General features: G+C 72.7%; 15 protein-coding genes. 12 read left to right on the top strand and 3 right to left on the bottom strand.

Features of this window, described 5'->3' with window-relative positions; translation table 11 throughout:
- The first annotated feature begins 84 nt into the window (after nt 1-84).
- On the top strand, nt 85-1,437 hold the full coding sequence (locus tag M4486_RS06550; RefSeq protein ID WP_429798339.1) for a class II 3-deoxy-7-phosphoheptulonate synthase: 1,353 nt from the start codon (nt 85-87) through the stop codon (nt 1,435-1,437).
- A 77-nt stretch (nt 1,438-1,514) separates the two neighbouring features.
- Here the strand turns inward: M4486_RS06550 and pknB are convergent, their stop codons facing one another.
- Nucleotides 1,515-3,629: a Stk1 family PASTA domain-containing Ser/Thr kinase gene (pknB, locus tag M4486_RS06545; protein ID WP_249480345.1), complete on the bottom strand. Its 2,115-nt coding sequence runs from the start codon at nt 3,627-3,629 to the stop codon at nt 1,515-1,517.
- A gap of 107 nt (nt 3,630-3,736) precedes the next feature.
- Between pknB and M4486_RS06540 the strand changes: the two genes are divergently transcribed.
- Nucleotides 3,737-4,114 carry an Rv2175c family DNA-binding protein gene (locus M4486_RS06540; protein ID WP_249480344.1) on the top strand — a complete coding sequence of 126 codons (378 nt, stop codon included), beginning with the start codon at nt 3,737-3,739 and terminating at the stop codon, nt 4,112-4,114.
- 88 nt (nt 4,115-4,202) lie between these two features.
- Here the strand turns inward: M4486_RS06540 and M4486_RS06535 are convergent, their stop codons facing one another.
- Nucleotides 4,203-5,351: a polyprenyl synthetase family protein gene (locus M4486_RS06535; RefSeq protein WP_249480343.1), complete on the bottom strand. Its 1,149-nt coding sequence runs from the start codon at nt 5,349-5,351 to the stop codon at nt 4,203-4,205.
- 200 nt (nt 5,352-5,551) lie between these two features.
- Between M4486_RS06535 and M4486_RS06530 the strand changes: the two genes are divergently transcribed.
- The 10 genes from M4486_RS06530 to M4486_RS06485 all read left to right on the top strand — a co-directional run bounded on the left by M4486_RS06530 (nt 5,552) and on the right by M4486_RS06485 (nt 16,842).
- Complete coding sequence (locus tag M4486_RS06530; protein WP_249480342.1) at nt 5,552-6,871, top strand: hypothetical protein; 1,320 nt, start codon at nt 5,552-5,554, stop codon at nt 6,869-6,871.
- A gap of 84 nt (nt 6,872-6,955) precedes the next feature.
- Nucleotides 6,956-8,140: a homoserine O-acetyltransferase MetX gene (metX, locus tag M4486_RS06525; RefSeq protein WP_249480341.1), complete on the top strand. Its 1,185-nt coding sequence runs from the start codon at nt 6,956-6,958 to the stop codon at nt 8,138-8,140.
- 103 nt (nt 8,141-8,243) lie between these two features.
- A complete protein-coding gene (locus tag M4486_RS06520; protein WP_249480340.1) occupies nt 8,244-8,651 on the top strand; it encodes a universal stress protein in 408 nt (135 codons plus the stop codon).
- A gap of 196 nt (nt 8,652-8,847) precedes the next feature.
- Nucleotides 8,848-10,188: an RNA polymerase sigma factor gene (locus tag M4486_RS06515; protein WP_429798338.1), complete on the top strand. Its 1,341-nt coding sequence runs from the start codon at nt 8,848-8,850 to the stop codon at nt 10,186-10,188.
- Nucleotides 10,189-10,355: 167 nt separating this feature from the next.
- A complete protein-coding gene (locus M4486_RS06510) occupies nt 10,356-11,111 on the top strand; it encodes an HAD family hydrolase (protein WP_249480339.1) in 756 nt (251 codons plus the stop codon).
- Entirely contained in the window at nt 11,108-11,980 is an 873-nt protein-coding gene (locus M4486_RS06505; protein WP_249480338.1) for a MurR/RpiR family transcriptional regulator, read from the top strand. The genes M4486_RS06510 and M4486_RS06505 overlap by 4 nt, the downstream gene beginning before the upstream one ends.
- Nucleotides 11,967-12,953: a carbohydrate ABC transporter permease gene (locus M4486_RS06500; RefSeq protein WP_249480337.1), complete on the top strand. Its 987-nt coding sequence runs from the start codon at nt 11,967-11,969 to the stop codon at nt 12,951-12,953. The genes M4486_RS06505 and M4486_RS06500 overlap by 14 nt, the downstream gene beginning before the upstream one ends.
- A gap of 79 nt (nt 12,954-13,032) precedes the next feature.
- Nucleotides 13,033-14,436, top strand: a complete 1,404-nt coding sequence (locus tag M4486_RS06495; protein ID WP_249480336.1) for an ABC transporter substrate-binding protein — start codon at nt 13,033-13,035, stop codon at nt 14,434-14,436.
- Between the two features lie 64 nt (nt 14,437-14,500).
- Entirely contained in the window at nt 14,501-15,409 is a 909-nt protein-coding gene (locus M4486_RS06490; protein ID WP_249480335.1) for a carbohydrate ABC transporter permease, read from the top strand.
- Between the two features lie 56 nt (nt 15,410-15,465).
- Entirely contained in the window at nt 15,466-16,842 is a 1,377-nt protein-coding gene (locus tag M4486_RS06485; RefSeq protein ID WP_249480334.1) for an MBL fold metallo-hydrolase, read from the top strand.
- 77 nt (nt 16,843-16,919) lie between these two features.
- Here the strand turns inward: M4486_RS06485 and M4486_RS06480 are convergent, their stop codons facing one another.
- Nucleotides 16,920-17,138 carry a DUF7455 domain-containing protein gene (locus M4486_RS06480; RefSeq protein ID WP_152353098.1) on the bottom strand — a complete coding sequence of 73 codons (219 nt, stop codon included), beginning with the start codon at nt 17,136-17,138 and terminating at the stop codon, nt 16,920-16,922.
- Nucleotides 17,139-17,378: the final 240 nt, after the last annotated feature.

Here is a 17,378-nt window from a genome sequence, read left to right as displayed (position 1 = left end):
GCGCGCGGTGCGCGCGGTTCTCGGTAGGGTGACCCGGTGACCTCCACGACCCACCACACGCCGGCCCGCGCCCACGCCTTCTCCCTGTCCTCGACGAGCGAGGAGCTCGCCGCGCTCGGGACCTGGCGCGAGTATCCCCGGGTGCAGCAGCCGTCGTGGCCCGACGAGGGCGAGCGCGCAGCCGTCTTCGACCGGCTCCGCGCCGCCCCGCCGCTGGTCTTCGCCGGTGAGGTCGACGTGCTGCGCTCGCGCCTGGCCGACGCCGCGCGCGGAGAGGCGTTCCTGCTGCAGGGCGGCGACTGCGCCGAGACCTTCGCGGACTCCACGGCGGACCGCATCCGCGCCAAGATCCGCACGATCCTGCAGATGGCGGCCGTCCTCACCTACGGCGCGTCCGTCCCCGTGATCAAGATGGGGCGGATGGCCGGCCAGTTCGCCAAGCCCCGCTCGTCGGACATGGAGACCCGCGACGGCCTCACCCTGCCCACCTACCGCGGCGACGCCGTCAACGGCTTCGAGTTCACCCCCGAGGCGCGCCGCCCCGATCCGCAGCGCCTGTGGGAGATGTACACCACGAGCGCCCAGAGCCTGAACCTCATGCGGGCCTTCACCAGCGGCGGCTTCGCGGACCTGCGCGAGGTGCACAGCTGGAACCAGGGGTTCGTGCGCGGCCCCGGCTACGACCGCTACGAGCAGATCGCCCGCGAGATCGACAAGGCCGTGCGCTTCATGGAGGCCATCGGGGCCGACTTCGAGGCCCTGCAGAGCGTCGAGTACTACGCCTCGCACGAGGCGCTGCTGCTGGACTACGAGGAGGCGATGAGCCGCATCGACTCCCGCACCGGCGAGATCTACGGCTGCTCGGGCCACTTCCTGTGGATCGGCGAGCGCACCCGTCAGCTCGACGGCGCGCACGTCGAGTTCATGTCGCGCCTGCGCAACCCCATCGGCGTGAAGCTCGGCCCGAGCTCGACCGTCGACGACGCGCTGCGCCTCATCGACACCCTCGACCCCGAGCGCGAGCCCGGGCGCATCACGTTCATCTCCCGGATGGGCGCGGGGAAGATCCGCGACGTGCTGCCCGGCCTCGTCGAGGGCGTGCGCGACGCGGGCGCCACCCCGGCCTGGGTCACCGACCCCATGCACGGGAACACGATCACCTCGTCCAACGGGTACAAGACGCGACGCTTCGAGGACATCCTCGAGGAGGTCCGCGGGTTCTTCGAGGTCCACAGGGCGCTGGGCACGGTCCCGGCGGGCCTGCACATGGAGCTCACCGGCGACGACGTCACCGAGGTGCTCGGCGGCACCGGGCACATCGACGAGGCCGGCCTCGAGCGCCGCTACGAGACGCTCGTCGACCCGCGGCTGAACCACCAGCAGTCCCTCGAGCTCGCATTCCTCGTCGCCGAGATGCTCGGACAGGACGTCCGCTGAGGCCCGCGGACCGCGACGTGGGTCGCTGAACGACGCGGCAGGAGGGCCGACGGGGAACCGTCGGCCCTCCTGCCGTCTCAGAACACCGAGATCGTGATGGTCGAGCCCTTCGCGGCCTTCTCGCCGCCGTTGGTCGACTGCGCGTAGACGGTGCCCAGCACGGGCGCGCCGCGGTCGTACTGGACCTTGGGCGTGAAGCCCGCCTTCGTCAGGGCCGCCTTCGCGTCCTTCTCGCTCTTGTTGAAGACGTTCGGGACCTTCACCATCTCCGGTCCGGAGGAGATCACGAGCTGCACCGTGTCCCCGCGGTGCGCGCTGCCGCCGGCGGGCGACTGGGAGGCGACCTTGCCCTTGGCCACGTCCGAGTGCTTCGTGGACGTGGTCACGGTGAAGCCTGCGTCCTCGAGGGCGCTGCGCGCCTGGTCCTCGCTGCGCCCGGTCTGGTCCGGGATCGAGATCGGCACGCGGCCCTTGGAGACGACCACGTGCACCTCGCCGCCCTCGGGGAGTGCGTCCTGGGCCGCCGACTGGGAGATCACCTGGCCGGAGGGCACCTTCTCGGAGTACTCGCCGTCGTCCTGGACGAGGGTGAGCCCCTGGTCCTCGACGGCCTTCTTCGCGTCCTCGAGGCTCTTCCCGGTGACCGTGGGGACGGGGAACGTCTCGACCCCCTTGGAGACGACGAGCTTCACGCTCTCGTCCCTCTTGAGGAGGGTCCCCGCCGCGGGGGTCGAGGAGATCACGTGCCCGGCGGGCACGGAGTCGCTGAAGGCCTCGCTCGTCGCCGTCTCGAGGTCCTGCGAGGTGAGGGAGGCGTCGGCCGCATCGAGGTCGGTGCCCGCGAGGGCGGGGACGGTGCGATCGCCGCCGGGCCCCTCGTGCAGGTACCAGTGACCGGCGCTCGCTCCGCCCGCGGCGAGCGAGCCGACGACGGCGAGCACGGCCGCCGCCCGCAGGCCGCGCGAGGTGCCGCGCAGCGGGCGGGCGAGGTGCCGGCCGCGTCGCGGGCGCACCGCGGGCAGGGCCACCTCGCGGGAGGAGGCTCCGGCGTCCTCCGCGGAGGACGCGTCGTCCTGTGCGGGGGAGGCGGTGTCGGCGGGGGCGGCGGGGGCGGCGCCCCCTGCTTCGGCGGCCTCCGGCTCGTCGATGCGGGCCGGCCCGCTCTCGGCGCCCCCGTTCTCGTCGTCGTCCGGCGCGTCGTCGGCGCCGAGGCGGGCGGCGAGCGGGAAGGCGCGGGCGGCGGCCTCACCGGCGAGGTCGACGTCGTCCAGGTGCGCGGTCAGGCGCGGAACGTCCTGGGTGTCGACGTCGTGGAGCTCGGAGGGCGCGGCGTCGAGCACCGCGGCGGGCAGGGTGCGCAGGAGGTCGCGGACGCCCGCGAGCAGATCGCCGGCGCCACGGGGACGGTGCTGCGGATCGCGGGCGCACGCCCAGGTCACCAGGGAGTCCACCTCGCGGGGGACGGTCGAGACGCGGGCCGACGGTGCGGGCATGTCCTCGTGCACGTGCTGGAAGGCGATGTGCACCGCCTGCTCACCGGTGTACGGCTGGATCCCGGTGAGCATCTCGTAGAGGACCACGCCCAGCGAGTACAGGTCGCTGCGCGCATCGCAGTGCCCACGGGTGACGACCTCGGGGCTGATGTAGGCGACCGTCCCCAGCAGCGTGCTGCTGGCCGACGTGTTCGCGGTGCCGATGGCGCGGGCAAGCCCGAAGTCGGCGACCTTCACGGAGCCGCCGGGGGCGAGCAGGATGTTCTCGGGCTTGATGTCGCGGTGCACGATGCCCGCGGTGTGCGCGGCGTCGAGCGCCTCGAGGATCTGCTCGGTGTCCTCGAGGGCCTCGCGGACGGTGAGCCGCCCGGCGTCGGTGATGCGGTTGCGCAGCGTCCCGCCCTCGATGAGCTCCATCGAGAGGTAGATGCGGTCGTCGTCCTCGCCCTGGTCGAACACCCCGACCACGTGCGGATGGGCGAGTCGGGCCGCACTGCGGGCCTCGCGGGCGAAGCGGCGGCGGAACTGCTCGTCGACGGCGAGGTGCGGATGCATGATCTTGAGGGCCACGGTGCGGTCCAGACGTTCGTCATGTCCGCGATAGACCGTGGCCATACCGCCGCGGGCGATCAGCTCCTCGACGGCATAGCGGTCGTCGAGGAGCACGCCGGTGTCAGGGGAAGTGGCAGGCGCGCTCACGAGGCTCACTGTACGGCCGCACGCGCACGCCGTCCCGCAGCGACACGAGCACTCAGGAACCGCTCAGGCTGTCGGCGGGAACCCGCGGGGCGTGGCACCCTTGAGGGGTGAGCGCACAGCACGAGACCCCCGAGACCTCCCTGGACGATCTGATCGGCAGCTGGCTGCCGCTGCCCGACGCGGCCGAGGAGCTCGGCGTCGAGGTGTCGGCCGTGCGGCGGATGGTCGACGACGGCTCCCTGGTCGAGATCCGCCGTGGTACGCCGAAGGTGCGCTGCGTGCCCGCCGAGCTCATCAAGGACGGTGAGCTCACGCCGTACGTCGCGGGCACCATCACCGTTCTGCGCGACGCCGGCTTCGAGGACGAGGAGCTGCTGCGCTGGCTCTTCACCCCGGACGACTCCCTGCCCGGCCGGCCGATCGACGAGCTGCGCGCGGGGCGGCGCGGAGAGGTCCGCCGCCGCGCCCAGGCGCTCGGCTTCTGATCCGTCCACGATCCGCTGGGCCGCGGGCGCCCGGGACCCCCTCGGTGCGGGGCGCTGGTGCGTGCGGCGCGTCGGCCCGTGAGCCCGCCTAGCGGTCGACGTCGAGGCCGGTGAGATCGGTCGCCGCGCGGCCGAGCCGCACGAGGCCCTCGCGCCCCTCCGCCTCGAGGCCGGGAGCGCCGGCGAGCTCGGCCTCGGCCCGTGCCGACAGCGCACGGATGTCCGCGGCGACGGAGGAGACCGCTCCGGTGGCGTGCATGAGGTCGTGGACGGCCTCGATCGCGTCGTCGTCGGCATCCTCGCGGCCCACCACCCGGTCCAGCAGGTCGAGCCCGCGCGCGTCCTCGTGGGCCGCCGCGCTCGCGCGCGTGCGCGCCAGGAGGACGGTGCGCTTGCCCTCGCGGACGTCGCCGCCGGTGGGCTTCCCCGTCGAATGCTCGTCCCCCACCACGCTGAGCAGGTCGTCGCGCAGCTGGAAGGCCGTGCCGATCGCCTCCGACCAGGCATCGAGCTGCTGGCGCACCGCATCGTCCGCCCCCTGCTGTGCGGCTCCCATGAGCACCGGGCGCCGCACGGAGTAGGAGACCGTCTTCCAGCGGATCACGGCGAGGGCCGCCGCCTCGTCGTCGGCGGGGGAGCGGAACCCTCCCTCCTGATGCAGCACGTCGAGGAACTGGCCGGTCATGACCTCCGTCGCGAGCGAGGAGAACTGGGCGCGGGCGTCCCGCATGCGCGTCTGAGCCCCGGGGAGGGCATCGGCATCGGCCAGGTCGCGCGCCCAGCTCAGCGCGAGATCACCGAGGATGATCGCGACGGCGCCCCCGAAGCGGTCGGCCTCGCCGCGCAGTCCCTGGGCGCGATGCAGCTCCGCCATCTCCACGTGCACGGCGGGTCTGCCGCGCCGGGTGGGGGAGCGGTCGATGAGGTCGTCGTGCAGCAGGGCGGCGGCCTGCAGCAGCTCGATCGCGCCGCCGAGGCGAGCCAGGGCGAGCAGCTCGTCCGGGTCCTCGGCCGACGTCGAGCACGCGCGCGCCGCACCGAAGCACAGGCGCGGGCGCAGCAGCTTGCCTCCGACGAGGAAGGCGCGCAGCGAGTCCACGAGCCCGGAAGCCTCGGGGGCGATCGCCGCGAGCTGAGCGCGACGCGCGTCGAGCTCATCGGTCAGCACCTGCTGCAGCAGCTCGTGGAAGCTCGCGTCGAGCTCGCTCGGGGCGGACGGAAGATCGGAACTGGTCATCAGGGGCTGCTCCTTCGGCGGGACGTCCTGATCCTCCCATGTCCGCAGGCGGGAGGACCGCGCTCCCTCCGGCGCCGAGCCGCCTCGAGCCGGGCCCTGGGCCTCCCGTGCGTCCCCCATCGGTCCTCCCCAGCGCGCACTTGTCCCCAATCCGTTCCGGGGCGTGGTCGTGGAGGAGATGGCGAGGAAGCCTCGGGGGCATGAGCACATCCCCCGCGCACCGCCTCCCCTCCGACTCCTCGTCAGGCTCCCCTGCGGGGGCCTCGAGGACACCTCCCTCTCCGTGCGCGACGGACGGCCCGCTGCCCCGGGACCGGCAGGCCCCGCGGTCCCGCCCGGTCCGGCAGGAATCGCCCCCTCGGGAATCGGCCCCGCGCACCCTGCGGGCGGACGATCCCTCCGAGCTCCTCGCCGAGGCGCGCGTGACGCTCGGCTGCGTGCCGCGCGACTGCCTGGTGATGATCGGGCACAGCGGCCGCCGTCTCTCGCCCCTGGCCACCCGTGTCGCCCTGCGCGACGTCGGCGACGGGCCGGGAGGCGTGGACCTGCCGCGCCATCTCGCGCTCCTGGACCGGGCGGGCTGCGACGGCGCCTTCGTGCTCGTGCTCGCGGGGGACGGGTGGGAGGCCGTCGAGCAGTCCCGTGCCGACGACGCCCGCAGGGTCGCCCTGGAGGTGGTGCGCGCGGCGGCGCTGTGCGGGCCGGACGGGTTCGACGTGCCCGAGGCCTGGGTGGTCTCGGGCGGATGCGCGGACTCCTTCTCCCTCACGCCGGAGGAGGACGGCACCTTCGCCCTGCGCGTCCAGCAGTGGCCCGCACCGCTGACGGCCCCTCGCGACACCCTCGTGGGCGTCCAGGAGATCCATGCCGGGCGTCGGGTTCCCGAGGACGACCCCGCCGCCGAGCGCGGGCTGCGGCAGCTCGGGGACGTCCTGCGGGGCCTCGCCTCCGCGGAGGGCGTGCCCGGGGGCCGCCCCGGGGCCTTCGAGACCTCTGCCCGCTGGCATGCCCTGCCGGCGGCGCTGCGGCGGGCGCGCACCCGGGGAGCGGCCGCCGACCTCTCGATGTCGCACTGTGAACCGCTCGCCGGGATGCGCGATCTGCTCGCCGCGCCCGACGCCGCGCTCTCGCTCCTGCACGTCCTCGCGGGCCTCGAGGAGGACGGGGCCGACGGTGGTATCGACGGGCTGGTGGGGCTCGTCGCGAGGCTCGCCGCCGACCCCTCGCTTCGACCCGCATCCCGTATCTGTGCAGGTGGGGAATGGTTCGAGGCGCTTCATGAGATGCGGATGGCATGCGAGGGGACCGGGAGGGCGCCGATGGTCGGGGCGAGCGCCGAGGCGTGGGTCGCACTGGGAACGACGCTCGCCGTCCTGTCCTGGTGGAACCACCGCTTCGCGACCGCCGACGATCTCGCCCAGGAGATCGAGATGCGCGGAGAGGACGAGGTTCTGGCACTCTTCCTACTGCAGATCGCCCGCGCCAGGGTCCGCCCCGCCTGGAGACCCGCGACCGCCTGAGGCGGTCCCGGGCCCGTCATCCGGCGGACGGCGGCGGGCGAGAGCGCGGAACCCGACCACCCCGACCCCTGGAGGGCTCATCGCATGACCGCCTCGACCGTCCCGAGCACGTCGGCCGCTCCGGCACGAGCGCGGGTCCATGGCTCCGGTCCCGAGGTCCCTGCGTCCGGCGCCTGGCGACCCGAGCACGGACCGGGGCACCGTCGCTTCGCCCGGGTCGGCGCGCTCGAGCTCGAATCCGGAGAGCGCCTCGACGACGTCGAGCTGGCCTTCGAGACCTGGGGCGAGCTCGCCCCCGACGGTTCCAACGCGGTGCTCGTGCTCCACGCGCTCACCGGCGACTCCCACGTGATCGGCGAGGCCGGGCCCTCCCACGCGACGGCCGGCTGGTGGAGCGATCTCGTGGGTCCCGGCCGCGCCGTGGACACCGACCGCTTCTTCGTCGTCGCACCCAACGCCCTGGGCGGCTGCCAGGGCACCACCGGTCCCAGCACCGCCGCCCCCGACGGGCGCCCCTGGGGCGCGCGCTTCCCGCGGGTGACCATGCGCGACCAGGTCTCGGCGGAGCAGCTCCTGGCCACGCAGCTCGGCATCGAGAAGTGGGCGCTCGTGATCGGCGGCTCCATGGGCGGCATGCGCGCCTTCGAGTGGGCGGTGAGCGCGCCCGAGCAGGTCGAGCGTCTGGCCGTGATCGCCTCCTCGGCCAGGGCGAGCGCCGATCAGATCGCCTGGAACAGCGCCCAGATCGCCGCGATCCGCGCCGACGCCGGGTTCCACGGCGGCGACTACTACGACCGCTCCGACGGCGAGGGCCCCGATCAGGGGCTCGGCGCAGCACGCCGCATCGCCCACATCACCTACCGCACCGGCGCCGAGTTCGAAGAGCGCTTCTCCAACCGGTCCCAGGGGGAGGAGGACGTGCTCGACGGGGGCCGCCATCAGGTCACGAGCTACCTCGACCACCACGCGGACAAGCTCGCCCGCCGCTTCGACGCGAACTCCTACGTGCGCCTCGCCGAGTCCATGAGCACCCACGACGTGGGCCGCGGCCGGGGCGGCACCGCCGCCGCGCTGCACCGCGTGCAGGCGCGCACCCTCCTGGTCGCGATCTCGAGCGATCGCCTCTTCCCGCCGGATCTCGTGGCCGAGGCCGCCCAGGAGATCCCCGACGTGCACCACCACGTGATCGACAGCCCGCAGGGCCACGACGGGTTCCTGCTGCCCCACCCCTCGCTGCGCGAGTGGATCGGCGACCTCCTGGAGGGTTAGGCTCCAGACCCAGCCACGCCATCGGCGTCCCGCGGCCGGCAGGCAGGACCGCAGATGCGGGCCCACCGGCCAGGACGTCCCGACAGAAGGGTCCGGGTGCTCCATGAGCGTCGTCGTCGGATACTCCCCGTCAGCCCAGGGGGACGCGGCGCTCGCCGCCGCGGCCCGGGAGGCGAAACGGGGCGGTGACACCCTCGTCGTCGCGTCCCATGCGTACCACGACCCCGAGGCGGGGCGGACCGTCGCCGATGCGGCGAGGGTCGGCGCCGCGATCGACGCCCTGGGCATCGCCGAGCCGCCGCAGGTCGAGGTCCGCACGGGCGAGGACCTCGACGTGGGCGACTTCCTGCTGCAGGTCGTCCATGAGGCCGGCGCCCGCATGATCGTGATCGGCCTGCGTCGGAAGTCCCGCATCGGCAAGCTCAATCTCGGGGCGTCCGCGCGGCGCGTGGTCCTCGAGAGCCCGTGCCCCGTGCTCGCCGTGAAGCACGCCGACGCGATCGCCGCCTGAGACCCAGAGCCCCGGGCGCCGCGCCACCCCGGTGCGGAGACCTCCGTCACACGGGAATAGATCCCGCTGGGGCGTCGTTGCACTCCCCGAGGCTTGACGGCACCGCCCCTTCGTGCGCCCTCACGCAGGTATCCTTCGGGTCGGGTGGTGCATCGGCCCGTGCACCATCGTTCGCCCGCGAGACACCGGTCCGGCCCTGCGAAGGACCGGCGGAAGAAGGAACTCAGTGACTGCTTCGCACACCACCGTCGACGACAAGACCGCCGTGACCGATGACGCGAAGGACGCCGCGCCCGTGAAGGGGAAGGCGACGGCCTCGTCCGCGAAGTCCACCAAGAAGGCCCCCGCCAAGAAGACGGCCGCGAAGAAGACGGCCGCCAAGAGCGCCGCGGGCAGCACCGCCGGCAAGAAGAAGACGGCCTCGAAGGCGAAGGAGGCCGCGGTCGAGGAGGACCTCGAGGCGACCGCGGAGGACGAGCAGGCGCCCGAGGAGGGCGAGGAGACCGAGGAGAAGGACCCCAAGGGCGTCCACAAGGCGAACCAGAAGTCGGACGAGGAGTCCGGCGGCCTGGTCATCGACTCCTCCGAGGACGACTCCCCGGCCCAGCAGGTCGTCACCGCCGGGGCCACCGCGGATCCGGTCAAGGACTACCTCAAGCAGATCGGCAAGGTCGCGCTGCTGAACGCCGCCCAGGAGGTCGAGCTGGCCGAGCGCATCGAGGCGGGCCTCTTCGCCGAGCAGCTCCTCAAGCGCGACGAGAGCATCGTGCGCACGAAGAAGGGCCGCGAGCTCGGCATGATCGTCGAGGACGGCCGCGCCGCCAAGGACCACCTGCTCGAGGCGAACCTGAGACTGGTGGTCTCCCTCGCCAAGCGCTACACCGGCCGCGGCATGCTCTTCCTGGACCTCATCCAGGAGGGCAACCTGGGCCTCATCCGTGCGGTCGAGAAGTTCGACTACACCAAGGGCTACAAGTTCTCGACCTACGCGACCTGGTGGATCCGTCAGGCGATCACCCGCGCCATGGCCGACCAGGCACGCACCATCCGCATCCCCGTGCACATGGTCGAGGTCATCAACAAGCTCGCCCGCGTGCAGCGCCAGATGCTCCAGGACCTCGGTCGCGAGCCCACCCCGGAGGAGCTCGCCAAGGAGCTCGACATGACCCCCGAGAAGGTCGTCGAGGTCCAGAAGTACGGGCGCGAGCCCATCTCGCTGCACACCCCGCTCGGCGAGGACGGCGACAGCGAGTTCGGGGACCTGATCGAGGACTCCGAGGCGATCGTGCCCGCGGACGCGGTGAGCTTCACCCTCCTCCAGGAGCAGCTCCACTCGGTGCTGGACACCCTCTCCGAGCGCGAGGCCGGTGTGGTCTCCATGCGCTTCGGCCTTGAGGACGGCCAGCCCAAGACGCTCGACGAGATCGGCAAGGTCTACGGCGTGACCCGCGAGCGGATCCGCCAGATCGAGTCGAAGACCATGAGCAAGCTGCGCCACCCCTCGCGCTCGCAGGTCCTGCGCGACTACCTCGACTGAGAACCCCTCCCGCAGCAGTCGACGGCCCGGCACCTCCTGCAGGTGCCGGGCCGTCGTGCATGTCGCGGGCATGGCGCCGCGGACGGGGCGTGAACACCCGACGAACATCCGTTCCGGATGTTCCGGAGAGTCTGGTCACCCGTTCCAGCGCGGCCTAGGCTCGCACCGTGATCCCGGACACCCCGCCGCTGTCGACCTCCCTGCATCCCGCCGGGGGTCCCGTCGTGGTCTTCGACTTCGACGGCACCGTGTGCCTGGGTGATGGTCCCGTCCTCGCCTACGCCGAGGCGGCCTGCGCCCGCATGCAGGCGGACGACGCGCGCAGCGTCCGCTCCCGCTTCGAGGACTGGATGGCGGGCCGCTCGTCCGACCATCACGCCGACGCCTACGTCGCCCTCGCCGCGCTCGCCCGACCGATCCTCGGTGCCGAGCTCTCCGAGGCCTACCTCGACTCCCGCCGCCGTCTCGTCCACGACGACCTGGGCGTGCGTCCCCCGGAGGGCCTGCTGGACCTCCTGGACGAGCTCTCCGAGGCCGGCGTGCGCCGCGCCCTGCTGACGAACTCTCCCGCCGTCGGCATGGACGAGACCCTCGTCCACCTGGGCGTGCGCGGGCGCTTCGACCAGATCGTCGTCGGCGCGAAGAAGCCCTCCCGCATGCCCGAGCACCTGCGCGCCGTGCTCGGCGACGAGCCCGCGCACCACCTCGTCTCGATCGGCGACAACTGGCGCAACGACGTCGCCCCCGCCGTCGACCTCGGCGCCGTGGGCATGCTCATCACCGGTGCCTGGGGGGACAGTGCACTGCCTCCGCAGGCCCTCGCCGTCCAACGGGGCCACCAGCTGTCCGAGCTGCTGCCGGCCCTGCGCCGCTTCGCCGCCGACGCCGAGGCCTTCGCCCCCAGCCGGGACCTCGCCCGATGAGCGCACCGCGTTCCTCGACCCGCGCGAGCGCGACCGCGCTCGCCCCCGCGCTCGCCTCCCGCCTCGCGGCCGCCGCGCCCACCCTGGGCCCAGCCGAGGAACAGGTCGCACGCGTCCTCCTCTCCCACGCCCAGGAGCTGCCGGAGCTGTCCACCGCCCAGGTGGCCGAGCTCTCGGGCACCTCACGGGCGAGCGTCGTGCGGACCTGCCAGCGCCTCGGGTACACCGGCTTCCAGCAGCTGCGGGTGCTCGCCGTGCGCGACGCGGCCGGTGAGCGCAGCGGCGCACAGGCGGCCCCGGACACGGTGATCGGCGCGGCCCGAGCCCTCGCCGAGCAGACGGTGCAGGCCACCGACATGCTCGAGGAGGATCCTCTGCAGAGCACCGTCGCCGATCTCGCCACCGCCCGCCGGGTGCTCGTGGTCGCCGGCGGGCTGAGCGCCTCCGTGGGCGGGGCGCTCAGCGCTCGCCTGCTGCGCCTGGGGGTCACCGTGGTCTCGCCGTCCGACCCCTTGGACGCGGAGATCGCCGCGGCCGCGCTGGGACCCGAGGACCTCTGCATGGCGATCTCCGCCTCCGGTGTGAACGCCCAGACCCTGCGCTGCGTGCGCGCGGCCGCGGGTGCGGGTGCGCGCACCATCGCGCTGACCGCCTTCCTGGGCACGCCGCTGGAGCAGGCCGTCGGCCGCACCCACATCACGCCGCTCCCGCACCGTCACTACCAGGACGAGTTCCACAGCCCCTCGCGGCTGGCGCAGCACGCGCTCGTCGAGGCGCTCGGAGGGGCCCTCGAGCGCCGGCTCGGCGAGGGCGCGGGAGCCGTCCAGGACCGGATCCTCGAGGTGGTGAGCGGCCATGTCGACGAGTGAGAGCTCCCTCCCGCAGACGCTCCCGCGGACCGGGGCCGGCCGGCCGGGGAACCCCGCGCCCCGCACCGGCCCCGCCCGCCGCCGCAGCCGTGCCCGCCGCGCCCTGACCTCGCCGATCGCCTACCTCTTCGTGGCCCCTGCGATCGCGATCTTCGGGATCTGGACGATCTTCCCGACGCTGTACACCTTCCGGGTCTCGGCCTTCGACTGGAATCAGCTGAACCCCGCGATGAGCGAGTTCATCGGCCTGGGCAACTACCGGGACATGCTCTCGGGAAGCACCAACCCGTCGTTCTGGCAGACCTTCGGCGTCTCCTGCTACTTCGTGATCGCCAACGTCGTCGTCGGCACGATCCTCGCCCTGCTGCTCGCACTGCTGGTGCGTCGCGGCTCGAAGATCATGGCGGCAGCCCGCACCAGCTTCTTCCTCGCCTACATCGCCCCGGGGGTCGCCACGGCACTGATCTGGCTGTGGATCTTCAACCCGCGCTTCGGACTCGCCAACGGGATCCTCTCGCTCCTGCACCTGCCGGTGATCGACTGGCTGGGCGACTCCCGCTACGCGATGCTCTCGATCATCGTCTACTCGGTCTGGCACGAGGTCGGATTCCTGGTCCTCGTGTTCGTGGGCGGACTGATGACCACGAGCGGGGAGCTCTCCGAGGCGGCGAAGGTCGACGGCGCGAACCCCTGGCAGGAGTTCAGCCGCGTCACCCTCCCGCAGCTCATCCCCTACGTGGCGTTCGTCGTGATCATCTCCTCGATCTCGTCCCTGCAGGCCTTCACCCAGTTCTTCGTGCTCACCGGGGGCGGCCCCGGCTACTCGACCTCCACGATCGGCTTCCAGCTCTACCAGCAGGCGTTCGTGCTCGGGAACACCGGGTACGGGGCGGCCCTCGCGGTGGTCCTGTTCCTCATCACCCTCGTGCTCTCGATCATCCAGCTGCGGATCTCCGCGAGGCTCTCGCGGTGATCGGCCGCCCTCCGCCGACCCGCCCGCCGCGCCCTCGACCACCCCGCTTCCGACGACCTCTGCCACTCATCGCCCCGCCGTGCCCACCCGCACTCTCACCCAGGAGAACCCGATGAACGCCATGCGCCGCACCTCCGCCCGCACCGCACACAGCATCTCGTCCCGCATCGCATCGGCGCCCACGCGCCGCACCGTCCTCGCCGGCGCCGCCGCCTCGGCGAGCGCCCTGGCCCTCGCCGCCTGCTCCTCCGGGTCCTCCGGCTCCGGCGACGGCGACGACTCCGGCAGCGACGCCGTGCCGTCCTTCGACCCCGACGCGAAGACCACCATCACGTTCATGCACGCCATGGCCTCGGGCGACCAGAAGACCGCTCTCGAGAAGATCGTCTCCGACTTCGGGAAGGACCATCAGAACGTCACCATCGAGCTGCAGGACCAGCCCGACTACGGCACCCTGCAGACCAAGACCAAGGCGCAGGTCGGCGCCGGCAGCGCGCCCACGATCGCCCAGGCCTACGGCAACTGGGCCAGCGAGTACGCCGACTCGAAGGTGATCGTGCCCCTGGACGCCTACGCGAAGGCCAACGAGGACTTTGCGGACTTCGCCGAGGCCGTGAAGAAGGACATGCAGCTCACCGACGGCAAGATCTGGATGTGGCCCTTCAACAAGTCCGTCGTGGTCGTCTACCGCAACGCGGAGATGGTGAAGGAGGAGCCGAAGACCTGGGACGACTTCGCGAAGGTCAGCAAGGACGTCTCGAAGGACGGCGTGGTCGCCCTGTCCATCGACCCCGGCAGCGCCAAGGGGCCGGCCGGCGGGACCGCCCTCTACGAGATCCTCGCCGAGTCCATGGGCAGCACGGTCTTCGCCGACGACGGCACACCGCAGTTCTCCGAGGACGGCTGCGTGAAGGCCCTCGAGTACCTCGTGGACCTCAAGGACGCGGGCGCCCTCGCGATCGCCTCGGGCTACCCCGGCCAGGAGGCCCTCGGCGCCGAGAAGGGCGCCTTCGACGTCTCCTCCGTGGCCTCGTTCCCGTTCAACGAGCAGGCCGTCGGCGGGAAGTTCGAGATGGGCGTGAGCGCCCTCCCGGAGGGGCCCTCCGGCGCGGCGAACCAGCTGGCCGGCACGAACATCGTCCTGTTCGCCGATGCGAGCGATCAGGAGCGCGCCGCCGCCTGGGAGTTCATGCAGTTCATCACCACCCCGGAGCAGCAGGCCTCCTGGGCGGCCGCCACCGGCTACCTCCCTGTCAGCTCCGCCTCCCTCGAGCAGGACGCCATGAAGAAGGTCGTCGAGGAGCGCCCGTGGATCACCGACGCCGTCAAGCAGCTCGACACCGCGCGCGCTCTGCCGCCGGTCACGAGCGTCACCGAGGCCTCGGGCCTGCTCTCGGTCGCCCTGCAGGACGCCCTGCAGGGCAAGGCGAAGCCGGCCGACGCCCTCGCCGACGCGCAGAAGAAGGCCGAGGCGCTGGGCTGACGCGGCGCGAGCAGGGACCACGAGGACCACGGGTGACACGAGGGACGGGGAGGCGAGCGAGCCGATGACCAGCACGAGCACCACGCTGCGCAGCAGCACGGGGGAGGAGATCCCGCGCAGGCGCCGCCGGACCCGCCCCGCCCAGCGGGTGCTGTCGGCCCTCGCCGCCCTCGCGGCGCTCGCCTTCCTCTTCCCCCTGCTGTGGACCCTGTACACCTCGATCTCCACGCCCGACGACGTGTACACCCTCCCGCCGCGGATCCGACCCCCCGGCGAGTGGGGCCACTACATCGAGGCCGCCGCGCAGAACTATGCGCGGGCGTGGGCGGCCGCGCCCTGGCCGCGCTACTTCGGCAACACGGTGTTCATCGCGGTGTGCGTCGTGGGGCTGACGCTGCTCACGGGACTGCTCGCGGCCTTCGCCTTCGCACGCATGAGGTTCCGCGGCCGCGGTGTGCTGTTCCTGCTGGTGATGAGCGTGATGATGGTCCCGCAGACGGTGCTGCTGGTGCCGAACTTCCTGCTCGCCCAGAAGATGGGCCTCTACGACACCTATGCGATCCAGATCCTCCCGTGGGGCGCGTCCGTGTTCGGCATCTTCCTGCTGCGGCAGTTCTTCCAGACCCTGCCCGCCGAGATCTTCGAGGCCGCCGAGCTCGACGGCGCGGGCCCGGTGCGCATGCTCGCGCAGGTCGCCGGGCCCCTGGCCGTGCCCACGATGATCCTCGTGGGCCTGAACGCCTTCATGGGGTCCTGGAACTCGTTCGTCTGGCCCTACTTCATGACGAAGTCCGATCAGCTGCGCCCCATCGAAGTGGGACTGCAGACCTTCCAGTCCGAGAACGGCAACGACTGGACCGGGATGAGCGCCGCGGTCGTCTTCACGACGATCCCGGTGATCCTGCTCTTCCTGTTCCTCCAGAAGTACTTCGTGCGCGGCGCCTTCTCGACCGACGGGGCGGTGCGCGGATGAACGGGCGGGAGAGCGGGTGGGGGAGCCGGCCGACGGGAACGACGAGGAGCGAGCCGATGGACGACCCGACGGGCACGAGCATAGAGATCCACGGCGGGGTGCGCGTCATCGGCGGCACCAAGGTGCTGATCAGCACCGCGCGCGCCCGCGTGCTGCTGGACATCGGCGAGGACATCCCGGGCGAGGCGGACCTGCTGCGCGACAGCACCCATGCGCGCGGGGGCCACGGCCTCGCCGATCGCCTGCGTCTGGGCGGGGCGCCGCGGATCACCGGGCTGTTCGCGCCGGAGGAGCTGCGCGCCGTCGGCCCCGGGGCGCAGGAGGTGCACGCGCTCGCGGCCGCGGATGACCGACCGCTCGTCGTCGTCCTCTCCCATGCCCACATCGACCACGACGGACTGCTGGCGCACCTGCGGCCCGAGGTCCGCGTCCTCGCCCATCCCGACACCATCGCCCTGCACCACGCTCTCGAGGAGGCGGGTGCCACGACGCCGGGCACCTCCGCTCGCCTCACCCCGATCGCGGAGGGGCAGGAGGTCGCCGTCGAGGATCTCGCCGTCACCGTGCACCGGGTGGACCACGACGTGCGCGGTGCGATCGGGACCATCGTGCGCGCCTCCGACGGCGTCCTCGCCTACACCGGGGACGTGAACCTGCACCGCGAGGGCGGGATGCACACGCGCGCCTTCCTCGAGGCCGCGCGGGGGGCCGACGTGCTCGTATGCGAGACGACGATGCTGAGCTTCGACCCGCTGCCTCCCGAGCCCCGCAGCGAGGAGGAGATCGCGCGCGTCGTCACCGAGACGCTGACCGGCAGCGAGGACCTCATGCTGCTCAGCGCGTACGAGCGGGACGTCGACCGCGCCGCACTGCTCATCCACGCCGCCGCCGACGCCGGTCGCACGCTCGTGTGGCCGGGACGCCACGCCGCCGTGCTCACCGCGATGGGCATCGGGGGAGTCGTCACCTGGGACGGGACACGGCCCCAGTCCGGGAGCCAGCGCCGGGCGGGGGAGCTCGCGACCGGTCGCGGGCCGCACGCGGCGCGCACCGTCGGCATCGACGAGGTCCTGGCGGCCCCCGGGCGCTTCCTCGTCCAGATCGATCCCGAGGACTTCACCTCCCTGCTCGATCTCCCGCTGGGGCCCACGAGCGCCTGGATCCATTCCCAGGGCGAGCCGCTGGGACCGTTCATGCGCGATTGGGACGTGTGGCAGGACTGGCTCGAGCGCCTCGGGCTCACGACGGTCCCGGCCGGGTCCACAGGGCATGCGGGCCCGCTCGCCCTGTGCGAGATCGTCGAGCGGATCGGCCCGGCCCGGTTGATCGCCCTGCACGGCTTCCACCCCGAGCGCCTCGAGGTCGACGGCGTGCAGACGGTCCTGCCCGAGATCGGCGCAGCGATCCCGCTGCGCGGCGACGGCACGCGCTGATCGGGGCCCGCCGGACGCGCGAGGGCCCCGCATCCGCGGCGGATGCGGGGCCCTCGGGAGTCAGGTCGTGTGCGGGATCAGTCCTCGACCGGCACCGGACGGGCGTGCAGGCGCTCGGTCTCGTCGATGACCTCCGAGGCGAGCGGACGGAAGGCGTCCTCGTGCGCGCGGGCATGGTGCCCGCAGAACAGCAGCTCGCCACCGGCGGAGAGGGAGACCTTGACGTAGGCCTGGGCGCCGCAGCGGTCGCAGCGGTCGTGCGCGGTCAGTCGCGGGGCTTCGACGGTCGTGTTCATGCCCCACATTCAAGCACCGCGCGGGCGTCAGCGGCGTGATCCGCGCCTCCGGTTCGCTCACCGCGCAACGCCCGTGCGCCCCGCCACGCCGGGGACGCCCGTCGGCCCTGGTCGTCCGGCTCGCCGCCGTAGAATGACGCGCGTGTCAGACACCACCGCGTCCTCCGAGTCCCCGGCCGCCGACTCCTCGTCCCCGGGGCGCTCCGCGTCGTCATCCGCGAAGCCCGCCGCGAAGAGCTC

Source organism: Brachybacterium kimchii (assembly GCF_023373525.1).
In the GTDB taxonomy this organism is placed as follows: domain Bacteria; phylum Actinomycetota; class Actinomycetes; order Actinomycetales; family Dermabacteraceae; genus Brachybacterium; species Brachybacterium kimchii.
The sequence above is the reverse complement of the archived record's forward strand: the minus strand, read 5'-3'. Positions and strand labels throughout refer to the sequence as shown.

Bases quoted from the DNA above. Each gene is read 5' to 3' on its own strand.
- M4486_RS06535 (WP_249480343.1), bottom strand. From the start codon at position 5,351: ATGACCAGTTCCGATCTTCCGTCCGCCCCGAGCGAGCTCGACGCGAGC.
- M4486_RS06490 (WP_249480335.1), top strand. From the start codon at position 14,501: ATGACCAGCACGAGCACCACGCTGCGCAGCAGCACGGGGGAGGAGATC.
- M4486_RS06485 (WP_249480334.1), top strand. From the start codon at position 15,466: ATGGACGACCCGACGGGCACGAGCATAGAGATCCACGGCGGGGTGCGC.
- M4486_RS06520 (WP_249480340.1), top strand. From the start codon at position 8,244: ATGAGCGTCGTCGTCGGATACTCCCCGTCAGCCCAGGGGGACGCGGCG.
- M4486_RS06505 (WP_249480338.1), top strand. From the start codon at position 11,108: ATGAGCGCACCGCGTTCCTCGACCCGCGCGAGCGCGACCGCGCTCGCC.
- M4486_RS06480 (WP_152353098.1), bottom strand. From the start codon at position 17,138: ATGAACACGACCGTCGAAGCCCCGCGACTGACCGCGCACGACCGCTGC.
- M4486_RS06500 (WP_249480337.1), top strand. From the start codon at position 11,967: ATGTCGACGAGTGAGAGCTCCCTCCCGCAGACGCTCCCGCGGACCGGG.
- M4486_RS06530 (WP_249480342.1), top strand. From the start codon at position 5,552: ATGAGCACATCCCCCGCGCACCGCCTCCCCTCCGACTCCTCGTCAGGC.
- metX (WP_249480341.1), top strand. From the start codon at position 6,956: ATGACCGCCTCGACCGTCCCGAGCACGTCGGCCGCTCCGGCACGAGCG.